Annotated in this window: 6 protein-coding genes and 1 pseudogene; 4 read left to right on the top strand and 3 right to left on the bottom strand. The window is 40.3% G+C overall.

Features of this window, described 5'->3' with window-relative positions; all coding sequences use genetic code 11:
- A pseudogene (locus Q4533_RS19710) lies at positions 1 to 816 on the bottom strand (tyrosine-type recombinase/integrase); the annotation flags it as partial.
- Positions 817 to 1604: 788 nt separating this feature from the next.
- Between Q4533_RS19710 and Q4533_RS17895 the strand changes: the two are divergent.
- From Q4533_RS17895 to Q4533_RS17910, 4 genes are all read left to right on the top strand, one after another.
- Positions 1605 to 2576, top strand: a complete 972-nt coding sequence (locus tag Q4533_RS17895; protein WP_241903452.1) for a polysaccharide lyase family 7 protein — start codon at positions 1605 to 1607, stop codon at positions 2574 to 2576.
- 310 nt (positions 2577 to 2886) lie between these two features.
- On the top strand, positions 2887 to 5949 hold the full coding sequence (locus Q4533_RS17900; protein ID WP_303503623.1) for a TonB-dependent receptor: 3063 nt from the start codon (positions 2887 to 2889) through the stop codon (positions 5947 to 5949).
- Positions 5950 to 6013: 64 nt separating this feature from the next.
- Positions 6014 to 9613: a VCBS domain-containing protein gene (locus Q4533_RS17905; RefSeq protein ID WP_303503625.1), complete on the top strand. Its 3600-nt coding sequence runs from the start codon at positions 6014 to 6016 to the stop codon at positions 9611 to 9613.
- Between the two features lie 480 nt (positions 9614 to 10093).
- Positions 10094 to 11011 (top strand): neutral zinc metallopeptidase, encoded by a 918-nt coding sequence (locus Q4533_RS17910; protein WP_303503627.1) that lies wholly within the window; start codon positions 10094 to 10096, stop codon positions 11009 to 11011.
- A gap of 133 nt (positions 11012 to 11144) precedes the next feature.
- Here the strand turns inward: Q4533_RS17910 and Q4533_RS17915 are convergent, their stop codons facing one another.
- Complete coding sequence (locus Q4533_RS17915; protein ID WP_102435635.1) at positions 11145 to 12026, bottom strand: NAD(P)-dependent oxidoreductase; 882 nt, start codon at positions 12024 to 12026, stop codon at positions 11145 to 11147.
- 603 nt (positions 12027 to 12629) lie between these two features.
- Positions 12630 to 15614: a TonB-dependent receptor gene (locus Q4533_RS17920; RefSeq protein ID WP_102476880.1), complete on the bottom strand. Its 2985-nt coding sequence runs from the start codon at positions 15612 to 15614 to the stop codon at positions 12630 to 12632.
- Positions 15615 to 15671 lie beyond the last annotated feature (57 nt).

Consider the following 15671-nt stretch of genomic DNA (forward strand, 5'->3'; position numbering starts at 1 on the left):
TAGTGGTGGGCGGGTATAACGGGCGGTGGTATTAAGGCTGTTGTGACCGAGCAAAGTTTGCACTGAGCGCAAATCTAACCCTTGCTCTAACAGATGAGTGGCGTAGCTGTGGCGCAGATTATGTGGGCTGTTGGACTTATGAATATTACACTCACGAATAACCCGCTTGAGGGCTTTTTCCTTCTGATTTTAAAGTAAGTCCCGCCTTTATCGATCTTTGAGTCTGGCTGGCCATCTTTACCAGAAAAATCAGCCGTGGGTGGCGATGAGTTTGCCAGTAATATCGCAGCGCTAACAAGGTCCGTTTGGGCAAGGGCACCAACCTGTTAATCACATGGATGTGATGTATGTCATTTTTGCTGGAGCAAAAAATGACCTTTTCCACCTTTGGCGTTACGAATGAGTACCTGCATCATCTGTGAATCGATATCGCCAACCTGCAGTGAAATGGCCTCACCGAGGCGCAATCCCATACTGTATAAGGTGAGAAAGCACACTTGATATCGCAGCTTATGAGTAAGGCTAATAACGATAGTGACTTCAGCAGGGGTAAGAATATCAGGCAGTCTTTGGACTTGTGGTGGCTTAACAATATTAAGCCACTCCCAGTGTTGATTAAGCACATGTCGATAGACCTATTTACAAGTGTTTGTGCAACCCATTACGGTCAAGTTTCACGGTGCTCCACGAATGTGAATCAATCAAACTGGAAAAATAGCGCTTTAGGTCATTAGTTGAAAGGTTATCAGGACATGCATCGAAATCAGCACTAATGCGCCTGACAGCGCAGCTTTGTTCAACAAGAGCATTAATGATAAATCACAATCAATACGAATTATCGTACAGCTCATAATCTGCATATTAGTTCAGAACTGTAATCTCATTACATTATCTATTGGTAATACCTGCGCAAAAAATTGGTAATAACACCTTGCGAGTTTGAAATACAGCTGAGTCACTGACTAACTTTGTTCTGTTATTTGGTAATGTTGTCATATCCATTGGTAGTGAATATAAAAACCATTCAACAATAACAGGCCTGACTCTCCTGTAAGTTATTGTTCATTATGTCTTTTCTATTGAGAGGGAAATATGTAAAGCCAATGCGTTAATCTTTTTTATGTCGTCGTTACTACCAATTTTGGTTTTTGGTAATGCCTGCGGCGCTTTTTTGGTTGACAATGATGTGTTGTGGTGGTTATATTTTGTTTAACGCAAAGTTACAGGTGTGAACAGGTTGTTAAGTATGTAGCTGTGTTGGGTGGGTTGTGTGTGATTCTGTGCGTAACAATTAATCATTGCTCTTTGATCATATACAACAAAGAGTTCTGCTTCTTTTTACAACGAAATTAGATAATTTTTGGTGTTAATTAGAAGCAAAGTCTTACCTATTTTTATTACGTTTTTCAGGGTTAGTTAAGCTCATGTGTAGGTGCGCCACTATATGCTGCGCATATAGGTATTCTAAGTAAGCTTTGAAAATAGTTAAGCCGAACAATATACGAACATATTCAACAAAGAGATCGTAAATTATAAAGGATTCCAATATCAACACATATAAATCTTACCGACATATTCAAAAGAAAATGTGTGACGTTTTCGCTTTGCTAGTTTTTGCTTTAGCTGTTTTTAGCGCATCACTCAATGCTCAGGAAATTGAGGAGAATACGCTTATTCCTAAGTCACACACTAGCCTTGCTGAAGGTGTTTTACTGGGGGATTTGTCAAAACTCGATCCGCTTAAAAAACCAGGTGAAAATTTTGACTTACTCGATTGGTCGTTAACGTTGCCAACCGATCTCAACAAAGATAAAAAAGCTGATACCGTCTATGAGAAATCATTAGATAAAGGCTTTGACTTAAAGCCATTTTTTTATACAGCAGATGATGGTGGCTTGGTATTCGCTTGCCCAAACGTAGGTGCCAAGACCTCAAAAAATACAAAATATGCGAGAACCGAACTACGCGAAATGCTACGTAGAGGTAATAGCAGAATAAAAACTGGTGGCCTGACTAAGAATAACTGGGTTTTCAGCAATGCGCATGGTTCGGCGAAAGCTAAGACTGGGGGTGTCGAAGGCAGTTTGGAAGGGACTTTGGCAATAAACCGAGTATCTACCACAGGTGATATAAAAAAGGTTGGACGCGTGGTCATCGGGCAAATTCACGCGACGGATGACGAACCTATTCGTTTATATTACCGAAAATTACCAGCCAACTCGAAAGGGGCTATTTATTTTGCCCATGAAATAAATGATGGTGATGATATTTGGATAAATATGATTGGCTCACGTTCACATACTTTGTCAGACCCTGATGACGGAATCGCCTTAAACGAAAAATTCTCTTATAAAATTTCCGTCGAAGATGAAGTGTTGTTCGTCACTATAATCAGGGAAGGTAAGCCTAATATTACTAAGTACTACGATATGAAAGATAGTGGTTATAGTGCTAGTAACCAGTATATGTACTTTAAAGCGGGTGTTTATAATCAAAACAATGACGGCGCTGATGGTGATTATGTGCAAGCCACTTTCTATCATATCCATAACATGCATAAAGGGTATAAATTTTAGCGCAGTTAACACATCAATTTAAAATTAGTAACTTGTAACTCGTAACTACAATTATTGGTTATATTTTTTTAAATTAATAGGTTAAAGCTTTTGTTTGGGGTTCGTCTGTTGAAGTTAATATATCTATAATTTAAATATAAGAATTTAATGGCAGTCATCTGCTTGCAATAATAAATATAAGAATTTAATGGCAGTAACCTGCTTGCAATAATAAATATAAGAATTTAATGGCAGTAACCTGCTAGCAATAAAAACATATACCAATATATGGCATTAACATGCTTATTAAAATACTAAGGGGAAGTACGGTATGTCGACGAAAATAAGTAAAAAAACAAAACCCATCCTTAAAATAGGGAAGTTCAAGCTTTCACCTATAGCAAAATGGATGAAGCTTGCTGCATTTACTTCTGTAACCAGTTCTTTTGCATTTTCGGCAATAGCACAAGAAGCAGAAACTGAAAATCTAGATAAAGTTGATAATGATATAGAAGTTGTTGTAGTTACTGGTACACGTAGAACAATTCAAGACCAAATTGCAATAAAGCGTGAATCTACCACGGTTGTTGACGGTTTATCTGCTTCAGATATTGGTGATTTACCTGCACTTTCAATTGGTGAGGCGCTAGAATCATTAACGGGTGCATCATCTCACCGTGAAAATGGTGGTGCTACTGAAATCAGTATTCGTGGTTTAGGCCCATTCTTAAGTGCCACTAACATCAATGGCCGTGAAGCGACCAATGGTAGTGGTGACCGTTCAGTTAACTTTTCTCAGTTCCCATCAGAGCTGATGCAGAAAGTAGCTATTTATAAAACACAAGACGCTTCCATGATTGAAGGTGGGGTTGCCGGTGTTATTACCCTGGAGACACTTAAGCCTTTAGATTTTGGTAAGCAACGTTTTCAGGCTGAAGTAAAAGCTAACTACAACCCAGACCAAGCAAACGTTGACAATTCACTTCAAGATGATTTGGGCTACCGTGGAACACTAAGTTATGTTGATCAATTTGAGTTTGATAACGGCCAAGCATTTGGTTTGAGTGTAGGTTTTCAACGTCAAGATATTAGCCAGCCAGAAGCTGAATATAGAAGCTCAAGCCCAACGGGTTCATCTTTGTGGGCATGTTTGAATGATCCAACCGATACTACTACTGGCTTCTTCCGTAGTACAGGTGGAGATTGTGAGGACGATATTTATCCAAGCAGTGACCCGCGAAATAATGATAACGCGGGTTATAATAATAAAATTGATCCAGAAACAGGTCTTGCAGTCGATGATGGCAGGGAATACGCATGGACTGGCTCAAGCCGAAGCTTCCGTCAAAATGAAACATCTGATGAAAGAGACGCTTTATTCTTTGCTCTACAATACCAACCCTCAAATAAATGGGATATCAATTTTGATGCGCAAATTTCAGATCGTACCCAAGCAGAAGCGCGTCATGATTTAATCTTCTTACAAAAGCGCGTTACACCGGGTGTAACGGGAGAAAGCCTTGTTGTAAATGATGTTGGTGGTATTTTGCAATGGGCGGGTGAAGACCGTATAGAATCTTCGGGTGAGCAGTTTTCACGTGAAGAAAACTATCGTGGTTACGGGTTAAACGTCGAACATTTTTTCTCTGATGACCTAAAGATTAGTGTTGACCTTGGCTACTCTAAAACCAGCCGTGAAGAGCTACAAATTAGTAACCGAGCAAGAACTAGCTCGACTGGTAACGCATTTTCTTGGGCCTTAGGTGACGAAATTCCGCATTTCACCTTAACAGATTTTGATGTGACTGATATCTCTAACTTTACGAGTAATCTTCGTAGCCGCCTAGACAGAGAAAATGTTCGTGACAACGAGATTATGGGTGCACGCGTTGATATTGATTATATTTTAGACGGTGATGTTTTTAGTAGCGTTCAAGCTGGTGTTCGCGTTTCTGAGCTAACGTTTGTTCAATATGGCGGCAGCACTAACGGTAATGGCTCTAGAGACGAATATGAATTAGATGAATCAGTAACATCGGCCATCGATGTACTTGAAGGTTGTCAAATAGCCTTCCCTGAAACTGATTTTTTATCCAGTGTTTCTGACGGTAATATTATCACCAATGTTGACAGTTCAGGCAATGTGATAGAAAGCGGTACAGGCGCCTCGTGGGCAACTTATAACAACGAGTGTTTTGCTCAAGCAAATATAGCATCTTTAGGCGGCGAATTTGCCTACCCAGAGGTTGAATACGAGAATACGGGTACTATTGACGTAACAGAACAAACTACCTCTGCTTACGCAATGCTTAACTACGACACTGAAATGTTTGATAAATTTATTCGTGGTAACTTTGGTGTTCGTGTCGTGAAAACTGACGTTACTTCTATTGGTTTTAGAGACACTTTTGACACTGTCACTGATCCGGCGACAGGTGAGGTAGCACTAAAAGCAAACGGTAATATTAAACAGATTGAAGCTGGCGGTGATTACACTGAAGTATTACCAAGTTTTAACTTAGTTGTTGATTATGATGACGATATACTCATCAGAGCTGGTATTTACCGAGGTATGTCACGTGCAGATCCTTCTGATCTAAGTTATAACCGTGAATTCCTAACCGATAACTCAGATGATCCTACATCAGTTGAAGACTTGTTAGTGGGGGCTCAAGGGGCAGGTAATCCTGAACTTAAACCATTAATGTCATGGAACTATGATGCGGCTGTTGAATGGTACCCAAGCGATGACTCTATGGTAGCGTTAGGTGTTTACTACAAGCAATTCAATGGCGGTTTCCAACAGCAAACACAATTAGAGACGTTTATCGTTGACGGTGTGGAAGTTGCTTTACCTATTACTAATTCAGTCACTACTGACGAAGATAGTGACCTTTATGGTTTCGAAGCGTCATTTTCGTATCGTTGGGATTTAGGTATTGGTGTGAAGCTTGGCTATAACTGGGCAGATACAAACTATGAGTTTGAAGATAGTAACTACGGTAATACCTTTACGACTGATTTAGATGGCGTTGTTGTTCAGGATAAAGTAGGTATTGTTCCTCCAGCCTCAGTACCAGGATTTTCTGAGCATGTATTCAATGGCCAGATTTACTATCAAATAGGCGATTTTGATACTGCGCTTATCTACAAGTATCGTAGCGAATACTTCCAACCATACACTTCTAACGGCACAAGACTGCGTTATGTTGATGAGGCAGGTACTTGGGAAGCTCGTGCTGCATACAAAATCAATAAACACGTTCGTGTTAAAGTTTCAGCAATTAACTTGTTCAGTGAGCCTCGCAGTGATGACTTCTATACCCAAGGTAACTTGGGTCAAGTAAGTGATTACGGTCCTCGCCTGTTCGCAGGTGTCAGCTTTAAGTACTAGCCAAGTCTAGTACTTAAATAAAACAAGCTAAATTTGGAAAAAGAATCTTTTTGGAGTCATAAAAATGAATAATAAATCACTTATACCGCTCATCATTGCGACAGGCCTATTAGGTTGTGGCGGTGATGACGGTGCTGAAATAGATGGTAATACTCGCGGGAGCATAGAAATAATCGGAAGCGAATTTATCGCTGGTGCGACTCTTTCAGCAACGGTTACTGATGCTGACGGAATTATAGCTGATACACTGACTTACGCATGGTCAACAGGTGCTATTGGTACATCCATCACCATTACTGAAGCTGATGAGGGTTCAGTCATTTCTGTTTCTGCTAATTATACTGATGAGGCAGGTTTTACCGAAGGTGTTGGGGCATCTACACCTGCTATCAACCCAACCTTAAATGTTTCTGCTAGCATTATTAAGGGCCCTATTGATGGTGCAACTTGTGACATATTTGAAGTTGATGATAGTGGTGCTGCGGTTCTTCCTGCACAAGCTGCTGCAACCTCTGATGTTTCAGGTGGTGTTACATTTAGCGACGTACACTTCGAAGGTACAGGTTTAATTACATGTACTGGCGGTACTTATGCAGATGAATCAACAGGTTTAACCTTAGATGCTCCTCAACTAAGATCTGTAGTGAATGTAGTTGAAAATATTGTTGAGACTGATGAAAACGATGAGGAAATATTACTACCGCCACCTACCTATGTTGTTTCTCCTTTAACCGAAATGGCTGTTCAAAACGCGGGTAGTGATTTAAACCAGTTTGCTGACGAAGCTGAAATAATTAATGCTCGTTTTGGTATTCGTTTTGATACAACAGAAGTGCTTCCTACTTTAGTTGGTACTGTTGAACTTGGTGCTGATGGTGCTGAAGATGCTGATAGATATGGTTCTGTGCTAGCGCTACTATCACAAGTTGATGCAGACAACGCAGACGCAGATTTATCTACCGTTATGCAAGATCTTGCTAGTGACGTCGCTGATGGTTCTTTTTCTGAAGAGTCTTTAGTTACACTTGAGACAGCACAAATTAATTTGCAAACGACTTCACAGGTTGCCAGCTATGTTGATGAGGCGTTACTTGACGCCATTGGCGCGTCTGTGGGGTATAACAATGACCCTGTTGCTGCAATCATCGAAGGAGAATTGGGTGGTACTGTTCAACATACTGCTACGGTTCCATTAACTGGTTCATTAACCATTATTGATCCAAACTTTGAAGAAGATGCTTTTGTTGCGCAAACTGATGTAGCACTTGATTATGGTACATTTAGTATCAGCGCTAATGGTAGCTGGTCGTACACAGTTAATACTGCAAACGAAACTCTGGCTAGCCTTGAGTTAGGTAATTCTGTGAATGATTCAATCACTATCGTTTCTATTGATGGTACCACTGCTGAAATTAATATTCGTGTTGCTTCGCTTACTCAGGTTGTAAAAATAAGCGATACAGGCGGCGATACGGGTGAGATTAGATTTACCGTTGATAACCTTCGTCAAGGTAAGCTGAGTGCATCTTTATCTAAAGAGGTTGCTCTTGGTAGTGATGGAAATATTAAAGATGCTTATATTACGCTTTATGGTTCTTCTGGTAGTTCTAGTGAATCGTTAATAGATTTACGTATTCAAGGCGAGCAATCTACACTTAACGAAGACGGTTCTGAAACTACAATAGACCCTCGTTTCTTTGTTCGAAATACTGACAGTGACGCTTACCCTGGAAATTTAATCACTGCACCATTTGTTGAAGAGCAGTTTTATGATGTAGAGATTACATGGGACTTAGATGCAACAGAACAAATTACCGTGACTATTGATGGTGAAGTAATTGGTGGCGGTTCTTTCTCTACTGCAGCGGTTGTTGACTCTGATTATACAGGCTTAGATCAGTGGTTCGCTGATGGTGTGAAAGCTATCCAATTTAGATTCGGTGATAATGATAGAACGATTCCTTTTGGTTCTTTTTATGTTGATAATATTGAGGTATTTTCTGATACAGCTGGCACAACAAGTATATTTTCAGATGACTTTGAAGGTTATGATGCAGGCGAAACTTTAGATGGTACAGACAGCAAGTATGGCTTAGCTATTTACTCAGAAGTTATCGTATTTGATGCAGGCGATGGCACAGTAGAACCTACGCCAGCAGTATTTTTTGATTTAACTGGAAGAATTGCAAGTAATGAGGCAACGGCAACAGGTGCTGTAAGTGTACTTGACCCAGATGTTGGCGAAGATTCTATTGTTCAGACAACCTTAATGGGTGCATACGGTACATTATCAATATTAGATGATGGCTCATGGACCTATACCCTCGATACCACTGACGCCACGATTGCTGCACTTGTTGTGGGAGAAAGTGAATTAGATACCTTTACGATTGAATCTTTTGATGGTACTACTGCTGAATTAGTAATCACAATCACTGGTACAGTTGTTGTTGCTACTGGAGATAATAATGTCGCTAGAATGGCTGATACCTCAACAGACGCTGATGCTGAATTACGTTTAACAACAGACCCACTTGCTGAAGGCTCTATTTCTACAACCCTTAAGTTACAAGCCATTGCTGGCTTTACCGCTACAGATGGTGTTTCTGAAGATAATACTGCTTATATTAGTGTTTACGGAGGCTCCGCTTCTTCAGGTAACTTAACGGGCGAAATTGTCTTTACTAATGATGGTACTGTTAAATACCGTGATGCAAATAAAGATCAGCAAATCATTGATGGCTTAACGTATACAGATGATATTGATATTGATGTAGTGCTTGAATGGACTGCAACAGGTTATTCTGTGTCAATTGATGGTGGCACAACGTTCTACGGCCCTTATGTTGCCATTAATACGGGCAGTGCAACACAAACCTATCAAATTCGTATTGGTAGCTCTTCGAAAGAGTCAGCAAAAGAATTATTAGCTGATGACATCGTCATTGCTGATGATACAGGTTCGGCAGTTCTGTCTGAAGACTTCGAGATATTTGCTGAAGGTGAAGATTTAAGCACGACTTATTCAAGCTCTGCTGAAGCAACCGTTATGACCATAGCGGGAACTAGTGTAAATAAAGTTGCCAGAATGGCTGATACAACAACAGACGCTGATGCTGAATTACGCTTAACAACGGACCCACTTGCTGAAGGCTCTATTTCTACAACCCTTAAGTTACAAGCCATTGCTGGCTTTACTGCTACAGATGGTGTTTCTGAAGATAATACTGCTTATATTAGTGTTTACGGAGGCTCTGCTTCTTCAGGTAACTTAACGGGCGAAATTGTCTTAAGTAATGATGGCAGCGTTAAATACCGTGATGCAAATAAAGATCAGCAAATCATTGATGGCTTAACGTATACAGATGATACTGATATTAATGTAGTGCTTGAATGGACTGCGACAGGTTATTCTGTGTCAATTGATGGTGGCACAACGTTCTACGGCCCTTATGTTGCCATTAATACGGGCAGTGCAACAGAAACCTATCAAATTCGTATTGGTAGCTCTTCGAAAGAGTCAGCAAAAGAGTTATTAGCTGATGACATCGTGATTGATGATGCAACAGATACGGCGGTTCTATCTGAGGACTTCGAAAGTTATGCTGTGGGTGACGATCTAAGTACGACTTACTCTGGTTCTGCCGAAGCAACAGTGCAATAAGGCTAATCAACTTGCAGTTGTAAATTAATGTTTTAAACAATGTGTTAAAAATGCCGCTTATTGATAGCGGCATTTTTTGTTCTTATTGTGTAGACCAAAGTATGCTATTTGAATGCGACTTTCGCTCTTTTAAAGGGTTAGTTGTATCCAACATTTAGCTTAGAGCTAATTTTATTGGGTTATTTTGTTAAACTCGATAAGTTGGCAGTATCAACTGATCAAATGAACCGCTTTCTATCTCATCAATTTTAAACTTATCTGGTTAGCCGAAACTTTTCTAAAACGCTAGGCTAGTTTAACTATGCTATGTTTATTGGTGCTGTGGTTGCGGCTTTCAGCAGTCTTTGTCGTTATATAGTCATTAGCCTTTAGTAACTAAAAAGTTAAGAGTGGGTAGGGCGTTCAGGCTTCCAATCTAGTTGAAAATGGCTTTAATGATTTCTTTAAAGTGTATGTTTGTAATTATGTCGGGGTAGCGTTATGCGTTGGCGTGGAAAGCGTAAAAGTAGCAATGTAGAAGATCGTCGTAATACGCAAGTCTCAGGTGCTAGTGGCTTTGGCCGAGGTAGCGGGGGCATTTTACGACTGCTACCGATGATATTTAAGGTGCTTGGGTTTAAAGGAACCGCGATACTGATTGTGGGTGTGGGCGCTTACGGATTATTTACCGGCAACCTAGGTAATATGTTAGGTGGACTTGGGCTACAACAAGAAACCTCTACAGGTGTTTCTACTATGCCTTTAACTGAAACCGCAGCAGAAAGAGAGCAGGTTGATTTTGTAGCGGTTATTCTTGCGGACACGGAAGAAACCTGGACTGGTTTATTTCAGCAGCGGGGCATAACCTATCAAGAACCCAGCTTGGTGTTGTTTCGTGATGCAGTAAAATCAGCTTGTGGTATGGCACAGTCTGCTATGGGGCCATTTTATTGTCCTGCAGACCAACAAGTTTACATTGACCTGAGTTTTTTTGAGCAATTAAAAAATCAGTTCAAAGCGCCTGGAGATTTTGCCCAAGCTTACGTTATTGCCCATGAAGTGGGTCATCACATTCAAACTCTGCTGGGGATATCCAGTGAAGTTCATGCCGCTCGCAGTAAGTTAAGCGCAGTTGAGGGCAATAAGCTGTCGGTTAAGCAGGAATTGCAGGCGGACTGCTTTGCTGGTGTTTGGGCAAATCATGCCAATAATAGCCGTCAGTTACTTGAAACGGGTGATATTGAAGAGGGCTTAACTGCAGCAAGCGCTATCGGTGATGATACCTTACAAAAACAATCACAAGGCCATGTCAGCCCTGACTCTTTTACCCATGGCAGCTCGGCACAAAGAGTGAAATGGTTTCAAGTCGGTTTTGCCAGCGGCAATATGGAAAGTTGTGATACCTTTAAAGGCAGTTAGAGAAAAGAATGTCGAGTATTATTAAGCGAGTGAGAGTTTAATTGAAATAAAAAAGCCGTTGATATTCAACGGCTTATTAGTGCCTAGCTTATAAAGCGTTTAACTTATAAGCTAACGATAAGTTAATGTCGAATTACTTCTCTAGTTTAGTGAAGTAGTCGAAGATAACAGGTACGTCATTTTGACCAAGGCCAGCATCAACACCTGCTTGAAGTGCTTTAGACGTTCCTTCAGCGATTGGTGACTCAGTACCTAAGTCAGAAACCATTTGTAAAAAGTAACCAAGGTCTTTGTTTGCATTGGCAACCGAGAAACCTAACTTCTCTTCGCCATCGACAGCATAGAACTTAGTGAACTGCATGAATGGTGAGTTAGAAGGGCCAGCAGACATAATGTCGAATAATTGCTGACCGTCAACACCTGCCGCTTTTGCAACTGCAAACGCTTGAGACATCGCTGTAACAGTAGTCATACCAATGAAGTTATTGATTAACTTAGTTGTGTGACCTGCACCTAATTTACCTAGGTGGAATACGTTTTCACCTTGCTCTTCTAAAACAGGTTTAACTTTGTTGAATGTGTCGATGTCACCAGCAGCCATGATGTTTAGAAGACCATCTTTAGCGTGAGCAGGAGTACGTCCAAGAGGCGCATCGATCATGCCACAGCCTTTTTCGGCAAGCGCTGCACCAATTTTGATAGTAGAAGCAGGGATAGAAGTTCCGAAGTCTACTAATGTAGTACCTTCTTTCATTCCGGCTAGAACACCATCTTCACCGTATACAATTTTTTCAACAACTGCAGAAGTTGTTAGACAGAATTGAACGATATCAGAAGCCGCTGCTAATTCTTTACCAGAAGTGAATTGGGTAGCATTGCCACGAGCAAGAACTGCATCAACTGCATCTTGGTTAAGATCCATAACGTTAACTTGGTAACCACGTGTTTGTAGGTTTTCAACCATGTTGCCGCCCATAAGGCCAAGACCGATGAATCCGATGACTGGTTTTGTCATTTCTAACTCCTAAATATATTGATATATGCTTATCTGAATTGAAAGTTGCTCACCTTAATATGAAGGTGGGCAATGTTATTTATATAAAAAGTGCTCTAGAGCTCAGGCTAGTTAACTTATTAGCTCTATTTAAGAATTAACTCTTTATCTATTAATCGTGTCGTGTTTCTTAACATTAGATGTCGTTTACAAGGCTTTTTATCGCCCAATGCTCACTTACCAATTTGTATTACAATATGGTAGGTATAGTCGTTACCTTTGTCAACCAAACACTATTTGTTCTCTTGCAAAAGTGTGACTAAAAAAGGGTTGGCTGTTATTTTGAGCAAAAACACTCGAAAATGAATTTTTGTGTAACCTAAATCTCATTAATGTTTTTATTCAACTACTTGCTCTGTTCTGCTTGTGTATTGAACGTGTCATTACTGAACAGTTAAGTGCTAAATATATTTCGGTATAAGACTGAAAGTCTATAAAGCAGAGCTTTTAGTCTTAATCGGAATATTGATTAATCTACATTTTGTATTATCTATGTGACCTTTAATTTGTCTTTTATGAGAAAAGAGCCTATCAATTGATAGGCTCTACATTACCATGTTCTCATTAGAACTTAGCGCGAACACCGACAGTGTAGCGACGATCCGCTTCACTGTATTTCCACACTGAATCCAGTTCAGTGGTGTATTCAATTGGTTCGCCTGTGAGGTTTACCACATTGCCTACAATGGTGAAGTTATCATTGATATCCCAACTTGCTGAGAAATCAAGTTGACCACGTGCTTCACGGTAGTTATTACCAACAGTTGCATCATAATTATCAGAGGTAGGATCATTTTGGTTAAAGACGTTATAACCTAATGCGCCGACAGTTTGAACACGTTTTTCTGCTTGTGAGTATAAGTAACGGTCACGCCAGTTGTACGCTAAACGGAATTGCAATCCCTCATTTTCCCAGTAAATTTGTCCATTCGCGGTGTTTTCCGAAATGTTCAATAATGGGTTACCATCAGGTTGTTCACTATCTGCATAGGTGTAGTTGGCATTGACACCGAAGCCAGACCATAAGCCTGGTAATGAGGTAAATTGTTGTTGGTAACCTAGTTCAATACCTTGAACACTACCACTACCACCGTTAACATCAGTGTCGACCACAATACCTGTTTGGCCTGCAGCTTTTTGAGCATCAACATAAGCTAAGCCTTGATCTTCTGTAGCAAAGTTGACATCACCTTGGCTTTGACCTGCTGTATCAAGTAAACAAATGTTGCCCCATTCAGTGGTATTTTGTCCTGAAACCGTATTGGCATCAGCTAAACAGCTACTGTCGGTTTGAGTAAATGAGTTAACATCTTTGTAGAATAATGCTGCTGAAACGATACCGCCGTTACCAAAGTAATGTTCTACTGAAAGATCATATTGTGTAACACGGTAAGGCTCTAACTCGTATGAACCTTGAGTACCGGTCACTAAAGAGTTATCAATAGTTAACGAAGGGCTTAGTTCATCAAAGTCAGCACGGCGCATCACTTTTGCCGCTGCGAAACGTAATAAAGTTTCTTCAGTTAGGGTATATGTGACGTTTAAACTCGGTAAGAAATCTGAGTAATCATTTTTACCGGTATCAAGCACTTTATTACCGTTGGCATCGACTGATGCAACCACGCTTGATTCTAAGTCAGTTTGAATATAACGTCCGCCGACAACAGCGGTTAAATCATCAAAGTCTAAGTGAACTTGTGCGTATATAGCGCTGGTTGTTTCATTAATCTCTTTATAGGCACTTGAATCTTCGACCATATTATCGGCTAAAGTACCGTTCATTGCATATGATGTATCTTGCAACATCTGTTGAACTAACGCATAAGTTTGTTCGGTATTTTGCAATTGGTCAGCGTCATATACATTATATGTCAACATATCATTTTGACCGGCAATGCCTGTTTGGTCGAATGAGTTACTCATGTTAACCACATTCATGCTGTCGCTAAGCAGTGGGTTGTCAATCCAAATAGGGCTATATAAACCATCAGCGTTGGTGGCTTTTTTATATGAGTCCTTAAGGGTAGTGCCATTAGGTTTTAGGTCAAAACGGTTAGCAGAGTAATCTCTGTCAGTAAAGCGTACACCTGCTTTAACAGCTGAAACCCAATCGACACCAACATCAGAAATCTTAAAATCAAATCGAAGTGCTTGTTCTTCATTCTCAGTTTCTAAGGTTTTATGGAAAAACTCACGGAAAACTAAGTTATCAGGATTGGTTAGCATGCCATTATCAGCATAGGTGTAACCTGGGATACCACTGCCACTAAATGAACTACTCGTGCTGGTATGAGTGACTAGGTCAAGGGTTGGATCTGTACGTTCGATTGGACGTAAATTAAATTCATTGGCGGTTTGTTTTTCTTTTGACTTTGATAATGAATATTCGGCTGAAAGTTCAATATTATCAGACAGAAACCACTCACCTCCAATGGCATGTGAGGTTGAGTCTGATGTGGTAAAGTCACTCCATGTTTTAGGAATAACCAACACGCCATCTAGATCGTAATTGTGTAGTTGGCCATTGCTGTCATAGTAAGAGTCATCTCTAGCAACAGTACTACCACCCACATCAAGAATTGAATATGCTGATTGACCACCGTCTAACTTGGTGCCGTTTAAATCAAGGTAAATATTGGCGTTGGCACTTTCTGGTTCCCACTGTAGTGAGATACCCACAGCTGTACGTTCACGTTCTTCTGTTTTTTGTTCTGCCGTTGTTTGGGTTCTACGCAGGTATTTACCATTTGGTCCGCCAGAATCATCGACTGTGCCATCACCATTGATATCAATATTGTCTAGTAAATCAACTTTATTGAAGTACTCATCACGGCGTAATTCACGGTCTAAGTAAGATAAGTTAGCAGAAGCACCAAACGTACCGGCACTGCCTAAATCCCAATTATTACCCAGTCCCAATGTGAAGTTAGGAGCAATATTTTCTGTTTTATCTGCATATTCACCATCAAGAGTAATAGCCACTAATGGCTCACTCAGTTCGAGTGGGCGAACCGTTTGCATATTAACTGTGCCGCCTAACGCACCTTCAATCATGTCAGGTGTTGGCGACTTAATGACTTCAACTGTTTTTAAGAAGCTTGAAGGGAAGTCGGATAAATTAATACCGCCACGACCAGGGCCTGCTGTAGAACGGCCGTTTAGTAAAATAAGGTTTTCTGATACGCCACGAATGGTAACTGATTCACCCACACCAAAATCTGTTGCTATTGAAACACCCGTGATACGTTGTAGCGCTTCTGCAATATTGTTATCAGGTAACTTACCAATATCTTCAGCGACAATCGCATCAACAATTCTATCATCGGTACGTTTTAGTAGATTAGCTGCTTTTAAACTACCAAATATGCCACGAACGGCAATGACTTCAATTTCGTTTGTGTCGCTAGCGTCTGCATTTGTCTGGGCTTCAGGCTCTGCTGCCATTGCCGACATTGATAACATTGCCGTTAATGTTGCGCCAAAAATACTAATATTATTTGCTTTGCTTCTAGCCCCAGTAAACATCGAACTTATTTTATTCAGCTTCATATTTCCCCCCAAGAAATCATTAATTTTTGTATGACCAATTGTTGTTCTTTTAATCGG

The sequence above is a fragment of the Shewanella sp. 6_MG-2023 genome (assembly GCF_030547195.1).
Classification (GTDB): domain Bacteria; phylum Pseudomonadota; class Gammaproteobacteria; order Enterobacterales; family Shewanellaceae; genus Shewanella.

Bases quoted from the DNA above. Each gene is read 5' to 3' on its own strand.
- Q4533_RS17900 (WP_303503623.1), top strand. From the start codon at position 2,887: ATGTCGACGAAAATAAGTAAAAAAACAAAACCCATCCTTAAAATAGGG.
- Q4533_RS17905 (WP_303503625.1), top strand. From the start codon at position 6,014: ATGAATAATAAATCACTTATACCGCTCATCATTGCGACAGGCCTATTA.
- Q4533_RS17910 (WP_303503627.1), top strand. From the start codon at position 10,094: ATGCGTTGGCGTGGAAAGCGTAAAAGTAGCAATGTAGAAGATCGTCGT.
- Q4533_RS17915 (WP_102435635.1), bottom strand. From the start codon at position 12,026: ATGACAAAACCAGTCATCGGATTCATCGGTCTTGGCCTTATGGGCGGC.
- Q4533_RS17920 (WP_102476880.1), bottom strand. From the start codon at position 15,614: ATGAAGCTGAATAAAATAAGTTCGATGTTTACTGGGGCTAGAAGCAAA.